This is a genomic window from Halomonas sp. S3-1-1, from assembly GCF_023757625.1.
In the GTDB taxonomy this organism is placed as follows: Bacteria; Pseudomonadota; Gammaproteobacteria; order Pseudomonadales; family Halomonadaceae; genus Vreelandella.
This window is the reverse complement of sequence record NZ_JALGBZ010000002.1, coordinates 810,033-826,910: the sequence shown is the minus strand read 5'-3', so window position 1 is coordinate 826,910 and position 16,878 is coordinate 810,033. Positions and strand designations below refer to the sequence as shown.

Genomic DNA, 16,878 nt, shown 5'->3' with positions numbered 1-16,878 from the left:
TTGTACCGGGATTCAAGAGCCTCTGACGAAAAGAACGCCACGTGACGCTATCTCAAAAAGCTTTTTCGCTGATTCAGTACCCCTTGCCGCACCACGCGATCTCGCGGCTGACGGGCGCCTTCGCCCGCAGCGAGACGCCCTGGCTCAAGAACGCGCTGATCAAGGCGTTCATCAAGCGCTTCAACGTCGACATGAGCCAGGCGCTCGAACCCGACCCGACGGCCTACCCACACTTCAACGCGTTCTTTACTCGCGCGCTCAAGGATGACGCGCGCCCGCTCGGGGAAGGTCTTTTGAGCCCCGCCGACGGCGCGCTTTCACGCCACGGTCGTCTCGAGCAGGGTCGGTTGATCCAGGCCAAGGGTCACCACTATTCAGCTCAGGCTTTATTGGGCGGCGACGCCGCGCTTGCCAGCGAGTTCGACAACGGTAGCTTCGCCACGGTGTATCTGTCGCCAAGCGACTACCACCGCGTCCACATGCCCATGACCGGTACGCTTCGCGAGATGATCTACGTGCCCGGGCGCATCTTCTCGGTCAACCAGGCCACGGCGCGCTATGTGCCGAACCTGTTTGCGCGTAACGAGCGGCTAGTGTGTATTTTCGACAGCCCTCAGGGCGCGTTCGCCATGGTGCTGGTCGGTGCCATGGTGGTGGCCGCCATCGAAACCGTGTGGGCAGGCCAGATCACGCCGCTGGCGGGCACGCCTCAGCGCACCCGCTTCGAGCAGCCGATTACGCTTACGCGCGGCGAAGAGATGGGGCGTTTCAAGCTGGGCTCGACGGTGGTGATGTGCTTCGAGAACCCGGTCGACTTCGACGACCTGGCCCCAGAAACACCGGTACAGATGGGCCAGCGCCTGGGCGATACACCTGTGAGAGCGCCGGTTAGCGCTTGACGCCCTCCAGAAAGATCGCCGCGCAGCGCCGGGCCCGGGCGTTGCAGCGCGCCTCGTCGATGTTTAAGTCCCGGCCGAGTAGCGCATTGATGTGCCACTCGCCCATCAGCATGCCCATGAAAATGCCCGCGGCCTCTCGAGGCGCTTCGAACGCCAGCCTCCCCTGGTCGACCTGGTCGCTTAGATAGTCCGCCAACGCCTCGCGGGTACGGTCCGGGCCGCGCACGAGAAACAGCTCGCCAAGCGCCGGAGCACGCTCGGCCTCGAAGGCAAGCCCCCTTACCAGCCGAATGACGGCGGGGTCGAAGACCAGCATCAGCATGCGCCGGCCGAGCTCGAAAAGCACCTGCTCTGGCGCTTGGCGGTCGCGTCGCCCCTCCTCGATCACCGCCCAAGCGGTTTCAATATGGCGCTCCATCGCCGCGGTAAAAAGCCCCTCCTTGCTGCCAAACTGCTTGTAAAGCGTGGCCAGCGACCCGCCGGCGCGAGCAACCACGTCGTTGACGCTGGCCCCGGCGTAGCCCTGCTCCAAAAACACGTCCCGCGCGGCGTCCAGCAGCCGCTCGCGCCTTGCCACACCCCGGGGCGTCCTCATATCACACTTTTCCTGTCCTTCCACTGCCCTTTCCGCTCCCATCGATTGGCCCTTTTTTATATCTGGTCGGCACCTCAACGTGTCCCTACGCCACCGATAAAAATCTCACGTTGGATCTTCGGCGCTGGATATGTAGTGTAGCATTCATTACACTATTGATCCCTTCTCTTTCGGCCCGGGCCGAAACGTTTCCTTACAGGAGTAGCCATGGCTCAGGGCGACGCTCAAGGCGATACCGCCAACCTTACCCCCGATGCGCCTACAGCGCAGGCCAAGCCTAAAAAGCGCGGGCGCAAGTGGCTTCTGTTGGTGATCGGCCTGATCGCGCTGGCCGCGCTTGGCTGGTGGCTCGTCGGCTGGTGGCAGGTGGGGCGGTTCATGATCGACACCGACAACGCCTACGTGCGCACCGACAGCGTGGCGCTAAGCGCAGAGCTCTCGGCGCGGGTAGTCGATGTAGCGGTGATCGAGAACCAGGCCGTTCAACAAGGCGATCTACTCGTGCAGCTCGACGATGCCGGCTACCGCGATCAGTTGAACCAGGCCCGAGCACAGCAAGCCGTGGCCGCAGCGTCGTTTGCCCAAACCCAGCGCCAGGTTGCACTGCAGCAGGCCGCCATCGATCAGGCGCGCACCCAGGTGGACGCCGCCCAGGCCGACGTCGATCGTGCGCGCGCGCATCTTGAGCGCTCGTCGTCGCTGGCCGCCAACAACTATGGCTCACGCCAGCAGCGTGAGGACGACCAGAGCGCGCTACGCGTGGCCGAGGCCAATCTGGCCAGCCGCCGCGCCAGCGTGGTTTCTGCCGAGCGCCAGCTGGCGGTGGCCGAAAGCGACGTCACCCGCGCCGAGGCAAGCCAGGAGGCCGCCGCCGCGGATCTGGCCTACGCCCAGCACCAGCTCGACAAGACGCGCCTCACTGCCCCGCGCGACGGCGTCATCGGCAACCTTCGGGTGAAGGCCGGCATGCTTGCCCAGCCGTCGCTGACGCTGATGCAGCTCGTGCCCATCGAGTCGGCTTATGTGAGCGCCAACTACAAGGAGACCCAGCTCGAACGCATTCGTTTGGGCCAGCCCGCCACCGTTCATCTGGACGCCTACCCGGACATCGCCTTTGATGGCGTGGTCGAGAGCCTGTCGCCGGCCACCGGTACCGAGTTCAGTCTGCTGCCCCAGGACAACGCCACCGGCAACTTCAACAAGATCGTGCAGCGGGTGCCGGTGCGCATTCGCGTGACCGGCCCTCGAGAGTCGCTCGGCCTTTTGCGCGCCGGCCTTTCCGCCGTGCCCGAGATCGACACGCGCGACCTTGATCCCGAGCGCAACGACCGGCTAGCAAACGCCGCTCCCCACACCCAAGCGACCCCATGAGCACGACCGCCCCACCAGGCCACCAGGGCGTCAGCGACATGCCGCCCTGGCCGCAGCGCATCGGCTTTATCGCCGCGGTGTTTGGCATGTTCATGGCCATTCTGGATATCCAGATCGTCGCCAGCTCGCTCAACGAGATCCAGTCCGGGCTCTCCGCAAGCCAGGATCAGATCTCTTGGGTGCAGACCTCGTATCTGATCGCCGAGATCGTGATGATTCCGCTCTCCGGCATGCTGATGCGCATTCTCTCCACGCGGGTCGCCTTTACCCTCTCCTGCGCCGGGTTCACCCTGGCGAGTTTGGGCTGCGCGTTGGCGGGCTCCATCGAGCAGCTGATCGTGCTGCGCGCCATCCAGGGCTTCATGGGCGGGGCGATGATTCCGATCACCCAGGCGATCAGCTTCTCGATCTTCCCACGGCGGGTGATGGGCAGCGTGCAGGCGGTGATCGGCATGGTGGTCACCATGGCGCCGTCGATCGGGCCGACGGTGGGCGGCTACATTACCGAAACCCATAGCTGGCACTGGCTGTTTCTGGCCAACGTGATTCCCGGCATTCTGGTGTGCTGGGCGGCCTGGAAGTTTCTGGATATCGACAAGCCCAACCACGCGCTCGCGCGCCGACTCGACGTGTTGGGCCTTACGCTGATCGCGCTGTTTCTCGGCTCGCTGGAGTTCGTGCTCGAAGAGGGCCCGGGGGATGACTGGTTCGCCAGCCACGAGATCGTCATTTTCAGCCTGATGTGTCTGGTGACGGGGGTCTGGTTTTTTACTCGAACGCTGAGAAGCTCTCACCCGATCGTCGATCTGCGCGCTTTCGCCAACCGCAACTTCGCGATCGGCGCCGGCATGGGCTTCATCATCGGCATCGCGCTATACGGGCTCGTCTATATCATGCCGCTGTTCTTTGGCTACGTGCGAGGCTATTCGAGCTTGCAGATCGGCCAAGTGATGTTCGTCACCGGGATGACGATGTTCTTCTGCGCGCCGCTGGTCGGCAAGGCGACCAACCATCTGGATTTGCGCCTTTTGCTGTTCTTCGGCTTTTTACTGGTCGGCGTCGGTACGATGATGAATTCGAACCTCACCGTGGAGTCCGGCTTTTGGCAATTCTGCCTGCCGCAGATCGTACGCGGCATGGGCCTGATCATATGCATCATCCCCGCCTCGCGTATCGCGCTCGGCACGCTGCCGGCCCATGAGGTCGGCAACGCCAGCGGGCTCTTTAACGTGATGCGCAACCTCGGCGGCGCCGTGGGGCTGGCACTTCTGGATACGGTGCGCGACATTCGCGAGGACTTTCACTGGAACCAGCTGATTCCGGCCATCGATACCAGCCGCGAGGTGGTAGTGGCCGAGATCGCCCGATACGAAGCGCTGCTCTCAGGCGCCGTCGCCGACGCCCACCAAGCGGCGGTGGGTTTGATTGCTCAGCGCGTCGCGCAGCAGGCCCAGGTGCTCGCCTTCAACGATATCTTTACCTGGCTGGGGCTCGTTTATATCGCCACGGTTCCGCTGGTATTTCTGCTCAAGCGCATTCGCGCCTAAAAAGGATTAACAGCGTGGGGTAGAGAAGGCCAGTACTTCTTCCAGGCGCGCCTTGCCAAGCGCAAGCTGAATCAGTCGGTCGATCCCCAGCGCCACGCCGGACCCATCGGGCATGCCGTGTTCGAGCGCAGCCAGAAGCCGCTCGTCGACGTCCACCGGCTCGAGCCCTTGGCGCGCGCGCTCGGCGTTGTCCTCAACAAAGCGCGCGCGCTGCTCGAAGGCGTCCGTCAGCTCGTCATAGCCGTTGGCAAGCTCCATTCCTGCCACATAAAGCTCGAAGCGCGAGGCAACCCACTCGCCATCCTCGTCCTGGTGGCGCCGGGCCAGCGCCGCTTGGCTTGCCGGATAATCCACCACGGCGCTGATTTCACCGCGACCGAGCGTGGGCTCGATCACCACGCTCATCAACAGATCCAGACAGGTTTCCCGGGGCTCATCGGCCAGACTTTGCGGCGCCATCTGGCCGCGCTGCTCGGCCAGGTGCCGGAGCGCCTCGAGCGGCGCGGTGAAGGGATCAATCGCCAGATGTATTTCGAACAGCGCGCGGTAGCGGTAGCGCTTGACCACTTGAGGCGCGCCCGGCATCAGCGCGTTCACGAGTGCGGCAGTTTCGTCGATCAGCGCAGGAAGCGTCATTCCCGGCTGGTACCACTCGAGCATGGTGAACTCGATATTGTGACGCCCACCCACCTCGCCATCGCGAAAGCTTCTGGCCAGCTGAAAAATCGGCCCGCTGCCGGCGGCCAGCAGGCGCTTCATGTGAAATTCCGGCGAGGTTTGAAGCCAAAGCCGGCGCAGGCCCCTGTCGGTACGCGCCTGAGCAGAAAGTGATGCCAGGTGCACGTCGGTACTGCCGCCCTGGCCAAGCGTTGGGGTTTCCACCTCCAGCACGTCTCGCTTGGCAAAGAACTCGCGCACTCGGGCCAGCAGGCGCGCGCGCGCCTTAAGCGTTTCGATCTCCGCGCTGGGGCGCCACTCGATGGCCATTGCCGTATCCTCAAACAATAAAAGCCACGCATCGGCGTGGCTTTAAGGTGGGGCTCGGCGAAGGGACGACGAGCCGGTCAAGATCACGCGCGCGAGACGTACTCGCCGGAGCGGGTATCGATCTTCAGCACTTCGCCCTGGTTGATGAACAGCGGCACGCGTACCACGGCACCCGAAGAGAGCGTGGCCGGCTTAGAGCCACCCTGAGCGGTGTCGCCTTTCAGGCCCGGGTCGGTCTCGACCACTTCAAGCTCGATGAAGTTCGGGGCCGATACGGCAATCGCCTTGTCGTTCCACAAGGTAACGGTATAAGCCACCTGCTCTTTTAGCCACTTGCCGGTATCGCCCAGTGCTTTCTTCTCGACCGCGTACTGCTCGAAGGAGCCGTCGGTTTTCATGAAGTGCCACATGTCGCCGTCGGTGTAGAGATACTCCATCTCGAGCTCCATGACGTCGGCGCCTTCAAGGGACTCGCCTGACTTGAAGGTCCGCTCCCAGACGCGGCCGGTCATCAGGTTGCGCAGCTTCACGCGGTTGAAGGCCTGGCCCTTGCCCGGCTTGACCAGTTCGTTGTCGACGATCGAACACGGGTCGCCGTCGAGCATTACTTTCAAACCGCCCTTGAATTCGTTGGTAGAATAGTTCGCCATGATCTCTCTCACTAATCGGTTGCTGAATAACGCACTTCAAAGCTGCGATGAGGCACTCTTTGAGCGATGCCTTGAACAAGTGCGCGCATGATAACCCGAAGGAGGACTTTTTTGCAGGAGAACATGAGGATCCCGGCCGCCGAGGCCTCGCCAGCCTGGCAGCGCCAGCTATCCGGGGCCGTTCGCAATCCCGCCACGCTTTTAAAGCGCCTGGGGCTCGAGCCGACGCACCTTCCAGGGGCCAACACCGGCCACGTCTTATTCGAGGTGCGGGTGCCCGAGGCCTATCTTTCGCGCATTGCTCCAAACACCCCAAACGACCCGCTGCTACGCCAGGTGCTGCCACTAGGAGAGGAAGCGCTTACCCCGTCAGGCTTCGTCAACGACCCACTCGAAGAAGCCGATCACCGCCCGGTCAAAGGGCTGATTCACAAATACGCAGGCCGTGTGCTCCTGATCGCAAGCCCTACCTGTGCGATCAACTGCCGCTACTGCTTTCGCCGCCACTTCCCCTACGCCGACAACGCGCCGTCGCGAGCCCAGTGGCAGGAGGCGCTCGACTACCTGCGCCAGGACCCAAGCATCCATGAAGCGATTCTCTCCGGCGGCGACCCGCTGGCGGCCAGCGACCGCCAGCTTGCCTGGCTGACCGGCGAGATCGAGGCGATCCCCCATATCAAGCGTCTGCGTATCCACACCCGCCTGCCGGTGGTGATCCCTGATCGCATCGACGACGCCCTACTCGCTTGGCTCTCGACCACGCGCCTGCAAAAAGTGATGGTGCTGCACATCAACCACGCCAACGAAATCGACCAAACGGTGGTCGATGCCTGCGCGCGGCTCAAAAAGGCCGGAGTGACGCTGTTGAACCAGAGCGTGCTGCTACGCGGCGTCAACGATAACGTCGCCATGCTCGCTACGCTCTCCGAGCGGCTATTCGAGGCCGGCGTGCTGCCCTACTACCTGCACGTGCTCGACCCGGTCCAGGGCGCGGCGCATTTTGATGTGCCGGACATTGAGGCGCGCGCGCTCGTGAGTGAGCTGCGAAACCACCTGCCCGGTTTTTTAATGCCGCGGCTGGTGCGGGAAATTCCGGGGGAAGGGAGCAAGACACCGCTTTGAGAAGCTGCCTGAGCGATGATCAAAAATCATGAAAGGTGGCCAGATGGGCGGTCTCGATCTATTCGATCAGGCGTTTCGAATGACGCAGCAGGAGCGTGGCGCTCCATAAAACCGGCGCCAGCACGAAGCGCCAGAACAACCGCCCCACAATCAGTACCGGCAGCAGCACGATCAGCCAGAGTGCGAACTGCCCCACCCAAGCGGGCAGGCCAAGCCAGCGGGCGACGTTGGCGCCCAGCGCGCTGACCAGCGATGGGTGTCGGATCAACACGTAAGCGGTGGCGGTGAGCGCGGCGAATTTGGCGGTGCGTGAGAGCGTGGCGAAGCGGGTGCCGCTTGACAGTAGCCCCGTGCGTACGCCTGCCTGGGCGCTGCGCGCTTCCACGCTTGTCACCCGCGTGCCGCGGGCAAGCCGACCGGCGCGCAGCACCTTGACCGTACTTGCCATCAAGAGGAGATCGACCCCGGCCCAGCCGATGTCCGCCGCGCCGATCGCCTCGTCGCGGCGCCACTGCCCTTCCAGCCCGCGCACGCCGCTGGTGAAAAAATCCCCCACCCCGGTGACGATACGCTCGCCTTGCAGCCAGTGGATGTCGCCACTCGCGTCCACCGCGAACTGATTCAACAGCGCGTGACCTTCCTCACTGAGTAACGCAATACCCATCAGCCCACGCTGGTCGGCGTTCCATTCGCTGGCGTTCTCCGGTTGCGACTCGTCATCGTTCCACCAGCGGCTAGCCGCCTGATAGCGCTCGCCGAGCCAGTGCCTGGCTCTAAGCGTGGCGATGTCGTGCTCGCGGTAGTAGGCAATCGGCAGCACGGCCTCCGCGCCAAAGCGAGCCAGCACGTTCTGAAAGGCGGGCAGATAGGCGTAGGCGAGTAGCGCCTCACGGGCGGCGGGGCCATGACGTTCGAGGGCCAGGTGCGCGTTCATCCAGAGCGCGGGGGTGTCGGCGTAGTGCAGAAACACCGCGTTGATCTCGGCGCTCTGCTGGGCCAAGGAGGCGTCGATCGAGGGCAGCGCGCGCTGCGCTTCGAGCCGAACCAAACGCGGCTCGAAGGCTTCCGTCGAGGCCAGCGCGGTCAGCAACCCGGCCAATCCCACGGCCAGTGCAAGAATGATTCGTGCCGGGCGCATGGACTCTCCTGCAGCGTGACAAAGAGCCCATTAAAGACGAACGCGGTAAAAACTCAAGATGAAAGGCGGCGCGCGACCACGAGCCGCCTTGAGGATGGGCTTAGAAATCGTAGCTCAAGGTCGCCATCACGTTGGCGGGCGCGCCGGGCATGTTGAAGGTGTTAACGCCGCCAACGCGGTTGTAGTACTCGCGATCAAAAACGTTGTTGAAGTTCAGCTGGCCGCTGACGTTGTCATTGAAGTCGTAGCCGATCATCGCGTCGAACACGGCGTAGCCCGGGGCATCGACGCCGGCGCTCGAGTTGAAACCGCTCATCGCCGTCATGCCGGCACCCACGCGCAGCCCATTAAGCGTCTCGCCGGCGAAGTCGTACTGGGTCCAGAGATTAACGACGTTTTGCGGCATCAGCAGGAAGATGGCGTCGTCGCGATCATCACCGCTTTGCTGAACCTCGGTGTCGAGATAGGTGTAGCCGGCGATCACATCCCACTGGTCGGTGACGCTGCCGGTGACCTCGAACTCGGCGCCCTGAATGCGCATCTTGCCGATCGGCACCGCGTAGCTTACGCCGGTGTCCGGCGGGGTGCCCGCGCGGTTGTCGTCGTAAAGGCGAAAGGCGCTGAGTCGGGCATTGAGGTCGCCGCTCAGATAGCTGCCCTTCACACCGACCTCGTACTGGTCGCCTTCGCGCGGCTCGATCAGATTGCCGTCCGGGCCCTCGGCGGTCTGCGGCTTGAACACCTGAGAGTAGCTGGCGTAGAGCGAGTGGTTCTCGTCGACATCGAACACTACACCGGCGTAGGGCGTTACTTTGCTGTCGCTGCGATTCTCATAGGTGTCAGTGGCCCGATCCTCGAGATCGATATCGTAGTGGCTCACCCGGGCGCCGGCGATCAGCGCGAGTGGGTCTACCGGGCGCAGGGTCAGCTTGCCGTAGAGGCCGCTCTCTTCCAGCCGGGTATCGGTGTGCGAGTAGCCCCGGCCGGTGGCGCGCGCCGCACCTAACACGTCGACGTAGCTTAGCTCGTTGAGCTTGTCGCGGGTCACGCGGTTGCCGGTCAGGCTGCGCGAGCGCCCGGACTCGGTGTCGGTATCGAAGCGCTTGTAGTCGGCGCCGAGCACGAACTCACTGACGCTATCGAAGGCGGCGAAGGGCTGGCTGTAGCTGGCGTCGAGTGCGACCGACTGCTGGTCGATGCGGCTGCCGATGCCGGCGACCGTCAGGCGCTCGTTGTCATCCAGAGCGCTGCCGCCGAAGGCGTAGTTATAGCTGGCGTTACGATTGGAGTAGCGCGCCGCGACTCGGCCGAAACCGCCGGTATCGAAGCGGTGGGTCAGCTCGGCGATCCAGTCGTTGGAGTAGCTGTCGAAATCGTTCCAGTCGGCGCCGTAGAAATCCGAGCGGGAGCCGTAGAGCAGCTCGTTGTTGGGCCCGACCGGATGGCCGTTGTTGACGCGGATGTCCTTGCTGTTGTGAATGTAGCCAAGCCCCAAGGTCGTCGAATCGTCGAGATCGACATCGATCGCCGCGTAGATATCGTTTTGGCGGTTGGTGTTGCGATCGACGAACTCGCCGTGGTGGGTGCGGTCGATCATCAGTCGCCCGCGTACGCGGCCGTCGTCGCCGTCGATGGGGCCAGAGACGTCCACCTGGGCGGAGCGCTGCTGGTCGGTGCCGGCGCCGAGGCTAATCCGCCCCTGCGGATCATATGTTGGGCGCTTGCGCACCAGATTGACGATACCGCCCATTTCGCTGGTGCTGTTGAAGAGCCCGGAGGGCCCGCGCATGATCTCGACGCGGTCAAAGGCCGCAAGCGAAGGCACCGAACCCGTGATACTGGTCATCGGCGCGGGCAGTCCGTCGATGTTGTACTCGTCGTACTCGAAGCCGCGGGCATAGATCGAGGAGCGGCCGTTGTCGTTGGAGAGCACGCGAAGCCCCGGCGTGCGCCGGCCCAACTGATCGAGGGTAGTGAAGTTCTGATCCTCGATGGCGTCTCGCGTGACGACGCTGACCGACTGCGGAATGTCGCGCAGTGACGCCGGCGTCTTGGTCCCCACGGTCGCCGCATCGACGCTATAGCCGCCGGTGACTTCAGAAGGCAGCATCTCGTAAAGCCGATTGCCCTCGACCGTGACGGTTTCCAGACGCGACGCCTCGGCAGTGGCCTGAGCCAGCACGTTGGGTGCAAACCCCATCAGCGCTGCGCTCCCCACCGCGATCACGCCTTGATATGTACGCGCCTTACTTAACATTGTTTCAATCCCCTGTGATCTCTTATCGTGCGCCCACTTTGCGAATGAGAATCCATTGCAATAAAATTCGAGGCAGCGGATTATGCCACTCTACGCGCTCGTCGACCTTTGCAAACGCGGCGCGTTACTGTGCAAAGAGAGCAAACAGCGTAAACACCATAAGCAGGCTCATGATCACCACTGACACTCTAAAAAAACCGTGTGATGGCAGCGCGATCAGCGCCACGGAACTGCAAAGGCTGTCGGCGAGGCTTGTCGAGAAACAGCGCTTCGAGGCGCCAAAGTGGGACAAGCGCTACCCGCCGCTGAGCGGGCGCATGTGGGTAAGCGACATCGCGCCGGGCATGCAGTTAAGGCTTGCGGATATCGAGGACTGCTTTGGGCTCAAAAGCCAAGCCGAACTGCCCGAAGGAATCAAAATCGCTTTAGTGATGAAAGGCTGCGCCCGGATCGGCTACGGCGACACGACCACGCGGTTGGGCCCTAAAGAGGCGCACCGCGCGCTGCTCGCGCTGCTGCCGGACAAAACGCCCTTCACCCGCACGGGCCAGCCCGGTACCCGGGAGCGCACGCTGACGCTGTCGCTTTCGCCGGGGTGGCTCGAGCGCCAAGGGTTCGAGGCGCTCGCGAGCAGCAACCGATACAAGGTTCAGCTCCACTACTGGCGCCCTTCAACAGGCCTTTTGAGCTTGGCCGAGGCACTGTTCGAGCGCGATGACCAGCAACCGCCCATGCGCCTAACGCTGGAAGGCTTTGCGATGCTGCTGGCCGGCGAGGCGCTCGCCGTGGCACCAAGGGCGCCCCTGGCCCCTTCGGTTTCGCCGCGGCTAGCAAAGTTAATGGCGCTGATCGACCGCGGCGAGGCGCGGGGCGTCACGCAACGGATGCTTGCCAAGCGCTTGGGGGTGAGCCTGAGCGCGCTGCAGCGAAGCTTTCAGCGCACCTACGGCGAAGCGCTGGGGCCCTACCTACGCCGCTACCATCTGGAGCTTGCGCGAAAGGCGCTGACGCGGGATTCGATCAGCATCGAGCGCGCGGCGAGCCTGGCCGGCTACGCCAGCGCCACCAACTTCGCCACCGCTTTCAAGCGCGAGTTCAACGCCGCCCCCAGCGAGTACCAGAAGGCACGAAAAGCCAGCGCCGCGCGCCACCTCTGCTAGGCTTACAGACCGTTAGGGGGCCAACTAAACGGATGTAAAGAGAGGGGAGCAAGAATCACCATGTCATCGTTGAAAAGACGCCGACTCGGCGCAGGAGTGCTGCTTTTATCGGCACTCGTGGGAATGGGTATCGCACTGTACGCGTACGTCACGCCGCTGACCGGCGTGACCGGTACTCTCGGGGCGCTGGTCGCCATTCTGGCGTGTGTCATATTGACCGCCGCGGCGCTTGGGCTTTTCAAGCTCTCGCCGGGGGCCGGGCTCAACGTGCTGCGCGGCCTGATTTTGCTGGGCCTAGCGGGCACTTTCTTCGCCGCGCTTCTGCTTCATCAATGGCTCTTGTGTGTGGCGATGGTGGTCGGCCTGATCGGCTGGATCATCGATATCGCCACGCCCGCCCCTTCCCACGCCCTTCGCTGATGAGAGCTCCCATGCTTTTAGACACGACCGCCCCGCGCCTTTTCGCCCACCGCCAGCGCCTGGTGAGCCCGTTGGCCCTCTCAATGGCGCTGCTGACACCGCTGCCGCTTCTGGCGCAGCCAGCACCGCCCGCCGATGGCGAAGAGCAGGCGAGCGAAGCCGCCACGCCGCCGATTCCGCTGGTGCCGGAAGGCGCGGTGTGGGATGGCTTCCAAGGCCAGCTCAACGCCCAGAAGTACAGCCCGCTGGATCAGATCACCGCCGACAACGTTGGCGATCTCGAGAAAGCCTGGGAGTTTCATACCGGCGACGTTTCCGATGGCTCCGGCGACACCGCGCCCACGGTGTGGTCGGCAACGCCAGTATTTGCCAACGACACGCTCTATATCGGCACGCCGATGTACCGGGTGTTCGCCCTGGACCCAGCCACCGGCGAGGAGCGCTGGCAATTCGATACCAGCTCCTCTCAGGAGGCGCTAACCCAGCCGGCGCTCAAGAGCCGCGGCGTCGCCTACTGGGAGGCGGATGAGCCGGTCGAAGGTCAAGCGTGCCAGAAGATCGTCTATTTCGGCACCATGGACGCCCAACTGTTTGCCCTGGACGCCGACAGCGGCGAACTGTGCGAAGGCTTTGCCAATGGCGGTGTCCTGAACATCAACGACTGGAACGACAAGCCCGAAAACTGGCCGCTGTCGCTTTTGCAGCCGCCCACGGTGGTCGGTGACCGGCTGATACTCGGCTGGGCCGGCAAGGACTGGGAAGAGAGCGTCGCCCCGGCGGGCACCGTATTCGGCATCGATGCGCAAACCGGCGAGCGTGAATGGACCTTCGAGGCGCTGACCCCGGAGATGCGCGAGCGAAGCGGCACCGCCAACGTCTGGACCCATATGAGCGCCGACGAGGAGCTGGGGCTCGTGTATCTGCCCGTGGCCTCGCCTTCGCCCAACTTCTGGGGCGGCAACCGCACCGAGGAGGTGCCGCTTGCCACCTCGACCACCGCGCTCGACATCGAGACCGGCGAGGTGGTCTGGTCGCGCCAGTGGGTGCATCACGACATCTGGGACTACGACATCAACGCCGCGCCGACGCTGATGGACATCACCGTCGATGGCGAGGAGATCCCGGCGCTGATGCAGGCGACCAAAATGGGCTTTCTGTTCGTGGTCAACCGCGAGACCGGCGAGGACGTCTGGCCGATCGAGGAGCGAGAGGTGCCCGGTGGCGACGGCAACGTCGAGGGTGAGGTCTACTCGCCGACTCAGCCCTTCCCGACGCTTCCCGCGCCGCTTCTGGACCAGTCGCAAAAACCCGAGGTTTGGGCGCTGGCGGATATGGCAAGCTTCGGCGAGTGTTCGGCGCTCTGGGACGATCTCTGGTATGAAGGCATGTACACCCCGCCCACTACCGAGGGCGAAGGCACGCTTGCCTACCCGGATAGCGCCGGCGGCGTTCAGTGGGGCGGCGTGGCCTTCGATCCTGTTAGCCAGACCGCGGTGGTCAACACCTCGCACATCGTGCAATACATCAAGCTCTTCGAGCGCGAGGCGTATGAGGAAGCGGACAGCGGTTCCGGTAACGAAAGCGGCTTCTCCCCGCAAGAGGGCGCGCCCTACGGCATGCGCCTGGAAGTGGCGCTGAACTGGCTGGGCATGCCCTGCTGGGAGCCGCCCTTTGGCGAGCTGGTGGCCATCGACATGACCACCGGCGAGGTCAAGTGGCGCGGCCCGGTTGGCGCCTCCCAGCAGTTCGGCTTTTTCATGCCGGAGAGCTGGGGCTCGCCGACCATCGGCGGCCCGGCGATCACCGCCGGTGGGCTGATCTTCATCGGTGCCTCGATGGACGCCAAGGTGCGCGCCTATTCGCTTGACACCGGCGAGCAGCTTTGGTCGGACCAGGCCCAGGCCCCGGTGGTCGCCAACCCCGCCGTCTACGAGTATGAAGGCCGCCAGTACGTGGCGTTCGTTGCCGGCGGCAATACCATCCTGAAGGATCACGTCGGCGATCAGGTAGTGGTCTACGCCCTGCCGCAGTGATTCATACCTCACCCTTTGGGCGGCCCTCGAGGCCGCCCATTTTGTTTGCAAGGCGCGGGAAGCGCCGTCATCGCCCTGTCATCTTCGCTCACCAGAATGGCCACGACATTTAATATCGGGTGAGACGATGAAAAAAACACTGGGCCTACTGGCCCTTATGACCTCTGCATCGGCGCTGGCGCAGCCTGGCGCGCAAAGCACCGTCGAGAACCTGACCCTTGGCGAGCTCAAGCCAACCCAGCCGGCACTGGGTTACCGGCAGATGGATTACAAGCAAGGGCGCTTCGCCCAGGACCGGGAAAAGCTTTTCGACGAGTACTGCGAAACCGCGGGCCAGGGCGAAATCCTTCGCTTCGATGACGCCTCGACGCTGGACGACCTTTCGAGCTTCGAGTGCAAGGACGAAGTCGGCACCCATCCCGGCGATATGAAAACCGCGGTACGCGCGCCAGGCGGGGCGCTCTACCTGACCGACGGCCATCACACCTTTAGCAACTTCATCGCCCTTCAAGGCGAGGCGTTTGCCATGCCGGTGCGCATCACCAACGATTACAGCGACCTTTCCGGTATGCCTGAGTTTTGGGACACCCTGAAAAACGAGCGACAGGTGTGGCTCGACGCCCCGAGCGGGCCGATCGGCGTGGAAGCGTTGCCCGAGCGTTTGGGTCGAGCGCACCAGGTGGATGATCCCTACCGCTCGCTGGTCTACTTCACCCGCGGTGTGGGCTATGACAAGCCGGCGACGCCGCCGCCCTTTCTGGAGTTCTACTGGGGCCAGTGGCTGGCCGAACGCCTTGCGCTTTCGGATTTCGATTTAACGACGGCTCAAGGCTATGCAGAGGCCGTCAAGGCGGCGGCAGAGCTCATGGTCGAAGTACCTGCGGACACCATCATCGCCAATACGGCTAGCGGCCCGCTCACCGCGCGGGAGATGGGAAGGCTCGACACCTTCGATCAGGCGAGCCTTGATAAACTTACATCTGAGCGCGGCAAGCTCACCTACGCCTTCTCGGTGCAATGATCCGCCCCGAGAACTTTTAAAGCGGTCATCAGGACGCTCGCGTCGGCGGGTCCGGCGCGTCGTTCGATTTTGTCAGCGCGGCTTCCATTCGATCGAGCTGGGCCTGAAGGTTTCTAACGTCGCCTCTGAGCGCGGAGAGCTCCGCCTCTTCGCCTTCGCCGTTATCCAGCGCCATCTGCGCGCTCTCCTTTTGCATGACGTCCAGCACGATGCCAATCATCATGTTCAGAAACACGAAGGCGTTCAGGAAAATGAACGTGAGAAAGTAGATCCAGGCGTAGGGAAACTGCTCCATGGTTGGGTAAAGTACCGCCGTGGCCCAGCTCTCGAAGGTGGCCACCTGGAAAAGCGTGAGCATGGCGAGTGCAATATTGCCCCAGAGCTGCTCATCGACCGTGTGAAACAGAAAGCTTCCGATCGCGGCGTAGATGTAAAAGATGATGAACATCAAAAGCGCCACGTAGCCCATCCGCGGGATCGACTTCACCAGCGCCGAGAGCAGCATCTGAAGCTCGGGAATCATCGACACCAGTCGCAGCACGCGGAAAATGCGCAATAGCCTGGCCAGCAGCACCATTTCCGACTCGTCCATCGGAATCAGGCTCGCTGTGACGATCAAAAAGTCGAAGACGTTCCAGCCTTTCTTGAAGAAGTCGCGAAGGCGCGGCTCGGCGGCCATGCGAATCAGCACCTCGACCAGAAAGAAGATCGTGACCGCCACATCCAGATAGCCCAGCCACCGCTCGAACTGGCTGACCTCTTCATAGGTACGCGCCCCGATCACCAGCGCCGACACCACGATGATCGCGATCACGAACGTCTCGAAAATCTTGTTACTGCGCAGCTGCTCGAAACGCGCCTGCCAGGTAGTCAGGGAAGCACTCATCTAAACCTATACGCCTTTAAGCCGGGGGAGAAAGAGCACGCGCCGGGCGCGAGCGCTGGCATTCTACCTTAAAATGCGCGTTCGATAGAGCAGACGATAACGAGGAGCCGTTGGAATCCATGGCGTTTCGTGTCGCAAAAACGCAACGAAAAGGCGCCAGAATAGGCTTGCGAGAAAAAGGAGGGAAGACGTACCGATGACGGCGTGTGGTGGGCGTTGACGCAGCTTAGGCGAGGGCAAAAAAAAGCCCCCTTTCGGGGGCGACGGGCTGCCATCATGGCAATGTGCACTCATCCGTGAATGCGATATCCGTATCCAAAGCGGCGTCCTGCCGCGAACGACTTTAAGTTATACCAGCCATGTACAGAATGCAAGAAAATGCGCAAACGAATGGCGTAAAAACGCGTTGGCGAATGAGCGTACGATTACTATAATCCGCCTCGATCGTTTAAATGATGCTTATTCATTCATCTAACATCATGCTTTGGCTAAGGAAAGCCCCGTGACCAGACACCGCGACGTGATCGATACCACGCAACGAATACCTCGCAAGGAGCTCGAGGTTCTTGTCAACGCCCGTATAAGCATGGGCGACGTCGTCGCGATCCCCACCGGCCTTTTCCCCGTCGACCGCGCTCACGGTTGCGGCGGCTACTCCGTCGAGGTGCTCGAACTCGACGACAGCGACTACAGCTTCAGAGTCATCGGCACGCTTTAAAGCATTTTGCCCGCCGCGGTTGAATGGACGTAATTGACACCAACGGAGGCGGTCATTTTAAGTGTGCGTCTCAG

General features: G+C 62.8%; 15 protein-coding genes. 9 read left to right on the top strand and 6 right to left on the bottom strand.

Annotation, left to right across the window (positions count from 1 at the left end; all coding sequences use genetic code 11):
* Window positions 1–41 precede the first annotated feature (41 nt).
* The gene (asd, locus tag MQW23_RS08720; protein ID WP_252107471.1) at window positions 42–899 is read left to right on the top strand and encodes an archaetidylserine decarboxylase; all 858 of its coding nucleotides are present in this window, start codon (window positions 42–44) and stop codon (window positions 897–899) included.
* Here asd and MQW23_RS08715 read toward each other — a convergent pair.
* The gene (locus MQW23_RS08715) at window positions 889–1,494 is read right to left on the bottom strand and encodes a TetR/AcrR family transcriptional regulator (RefSeq protein ID WP_252107470.1); all 606 of its coding nucleotides are present in this window, start codon (window positions 1,492–1,494) and stop codon (window positions 889–891) included. The genes asd and MQW23_RS08715 overlap by 11 nt on opposite strands.
* Before the next feature lie 207 nt (window positions 1,495–1,701).
* Between MQW23_RS08715 and MQW23_RS08710 the strand changes: the two genes are divergently transcribed.
* Window positions 1,702–2,865, top strand: coding sequence for an HlyD family secretion protein (locus tag MQW23_RS08710; RefSeq protein ID WP_252107469.1), 1,164 nt, complete (start codon window positions 1,702–1,704; stop codon window positions 2,863–2,865).
* The gene (locus MQW23_RS08705; protein WP_252107468.1) at window positions 2,862–4,412 is read left to right on the top strand and encodes a DHA2 family efflux MFS transporter permease subunit; all 1,551 of its coding nucleotides are present in this window, start codon (window positions 2,862–2,864) and stop codon (window positions 4,410–4,412) included. The genes MQW23_RS08710 and MQW23_RS08705 overlap by 4 nt, the downstream gene beginning before the upstream one ends.
* Before the next feature lie 6 nt (window positions 4,413–4,418).
* Here the strand turns inward: MQW23_RS08705 and epmA are convergent, their stop codons facing one another.
* Both epmA and efp read right to left on the bottom strand, forming a co-directional pair.
* Window positions 4,419–5,399, bottom strand: coding sequence for an EF-P lysine aminoacylase EpmA (epmA, locus tag MQW23_RS08700; protein WP_252107467.1), 981 nt, complete (start codon window positions 5,397–5,399; stop codon window positions 4,419–4,421).
* Between the two features lie 83 nt (window positions 5,400–5,482).
* The gene (gene efp, locus MQW23_RS08695) at window positions 5,483–6,049 is read right to left on the bottom strand and encodes an elongation factor P (protein WP_252107466.1); all 567 of its coding nucleotides are present in this window, start codon (window positions 6,047–6,049) and stop codon (window positions 5,483–5,485) included.
* 123 nt (window positions 6,050–6,172) lie between these two features.
* On the opposite strand from efp, the gene epmB reads away from it, so the two are divergent.
* Window positions 6,173–7,171: an EF-P beta-lysylation protein EpmB gene (gene epmB / locus MQW23_RS08690; protein WP_252107465.1), complete on the top strand. Its 999-nt coding sequence runs from the start codon at window positions 6,173–6,175 to the stop codon at window positions 7,169–7,171.
* A gap of 58 nt (window positions 7,172–7,229) precedes the next feature.
* Here the strand turns inward: epmB and MQW23_RS08685 are convergent, their stop codons facing one another.
* Window positions 7,230–8,309, bottom strand: a complete 1,080-nt coding sequence (locus tag MQW23_RS08685) for a hypothetical protein (protein ID WP_252107464.1) — start codon at window positions 8,307–8,309, stop codon at window positions 7,230–7,232.
* A gap of 100 nt (window positions 8,310–8,409) precedes the next feature.
* The gene (locus MQW23_RS08680) at window positions 8,410–10,566 is read right to left on the bottom strand and encodes a TonB-dependent siderophore receptor (protein ID WP_252107463.1); all 2,157 of its coding nucleotides are present in this window, start codon (window positions 10,564–10,566) and stop codon (window positions 8,410–8,412) included.
* Between the two features lie 170 nt (window positions 10,567–10,736).
* On the opposite strand from MQW23_RS08680, the gene MQW23_RS08675 reads away from it, so the two are divergent.
* The 4 genes from MQW23_RS08675 (at window position 10,737) to MQW23_RS08660 (ending at window position 15,200) form a co-directional block, all read left to right on the top strand.
* On the top strand, window positions 10,737–11,726 hold the full coding sequence (locus MQW23_RS08675; RefSeq protein ID WP_252107462.1) for a helix-turn-helix domain-containing protein: 990 nt from the start codon (window positions 10,737–10,739) through the stop codon (window positions 11,724–11,726).
* A 60-nt stretch (window positions 11,727–11,786) separates the two neighbouring features.
* Window positions 11,787–12,146: a hypothetical protein gene (locus MQW23_RS08670; RefSeq protein ID WP_252107461.1), complete on the top strand. Its 360-nt coding sequence runs from the start codon at window positions 11,787–11,789 to the stop codon at window positions 12,144–12,146.
* Between the two features lie 11 nt (window positions 12,147–12,157).
* Window positions 12,158–14,179, top strand: coding sequence for a pyrroloquinoline quinone-dependent dehydrogenase (locus MQW23_RS08665; protein WP_252107460.1), 2,022 nt, complete (start codon window positions 12,158–12,160; stop codon window positions 14,177–14,179).
* A 127-nt stretch (window positions 14,180–14,306) separates the two neighbouring features.
* A complete protein-coding gene (locus tag MQW23_RS08660) occupies window positions 14,307–15,200 on the top strand; it encodes a ParB/Srx family N-terminal domain-containing protein (RefSeq protein WP_252107459.1) in 894 nt (297 codons plus the stop codon).
* Between the two features lie 28 nt (window positions 15,201–15,228).
* On the opposite strand, the gene MQW23_RS08655 is transcribed toward MQW23_RS08660, so the two are convergent.
* On the bottom strand, window positions 15,229–16,086 hold the full coding sequence (locus MQW23_RS08655; protein WP_252107458.1) for an ion transporter: 858 nt from the start codon (window positions 16,084–16,086) through the stop codon (window positions 15,229–15,231).
* Window positions 16,087–16,588: 502 nt separating this feature from the next.
* Between MQW23_RS08655 and MQW23_RS08650 the strand changes: the two genes are divergently transcribed.
* A complete protein-coding gene (locus MQW23_RS08650) occupies window positions 16,589–16,804 on the top strand; it encodes a hypothetical protein (RefSeq protein WP_252107457.1) in 216 nt (71 codons plus the stop codon).
* Window positions 16,805–16,878 lie beyond the last annotated feature (74 nt).

What these genes read in the sequence shown, in the direction of transcription:
- MQW23_RS08715 (WP_252107470.1), bottom strand. Translation starts at nt 1,494, where the DNA reads ATGAGGACGCCCCGGGGTGTGGCAAGGCGCGAGCGGCTGCTGGACGCC.
- MQW23_RS08710 (WP_252107469.1), top strand. Translation starts at nt 1,702, where the DNA reads ATGGCTCAGGGCGACGCTCAAGGCGATACCGCCAACCTTACCCCCGAT.
- MQW23_RS08705 (WP_252107468.1), top strand. Translation starts at nt 2,862, where the DNA reads ATGAGCACGACCGCCCCACCAGGCCACCAGGGCGTCAGCGACATGCCG.
- epmA (WP_252107467.1), bottom strand. Translation starts at nt 5,399, where the DNA reads ATGGCCATCGAGTGGCGCCCCAGCGCGGAGATCGAAACGCTTAAGGCG.
- efp (WP_252107466.1), bottom strand. Translation starts at nt 6,049, where the DNA reads ATGGCGAACTATTCTACCAACGAATTCAAGGGCGGTTTGAAAGTAATG.
- epmB (WP_252107465.1), top strand. Translation starts at nt 6,173, where the DNA reads ATGAGGATCCCGGCCGCCGAGGCCTCGCCAGCCTGGCAGCGCCAGCTA.
- MQW23_RS08685 (WP_252107464.1), bottom strand. Translation starts at nt 8,309, where the DNA reads ATGCGCCCGGCACGAATCATTCTTGCACTGGCCGTGGGATTGGCCGGG.
- MQW23_RS08680 (WP_252107463.1), bottom strand. Translation starts at nt 10,566, where the DNA reads ATGTTAAGTAAGGCGCGTACATATCAAGGCGTGATCGCGGTGGGGAGC.
- MQW23_RS08675 (WP_252107462.1), top strand. Translation starts at nt 10,737, where the DNA reads ATGATCACCACTGACACTCTAAAAAAACCGTGTGATGGCAGCGCGATC.
- MQW23_RS08670 (WP_252107461.1), top strand. Translation starts at nt 11,787, where the DNA reads ATGTCATCGTTGAAAAGACGCCGACTCGGCGCAGGAGTGCTGCTTTTA.
- MQW23_RS08665 (WP_252107460.1), top strand. Translation starts at nt 12,158, where the DNA reads ATGCTTTTAGACACGACCGCCCCGCGCCTTTTCGCCCACCGCCAGCGC.
- MQW23_RS08660 (WP_252107459.1), top strand. Translation starts at nt 14,307, where the DNA reads ATGAAAAAAACACTGGGCCTACTGGCCCTTATGACCTCTGCATCGGCG.
- MQW23_RS08655 (WP_252107458.1), bottom strand. Translation starts at nt 16,086, where the DNA reads ATGAGTGCTTCCCTGACTACCTGGCAGGCGCGTTTCGAGCAGCTGCGC.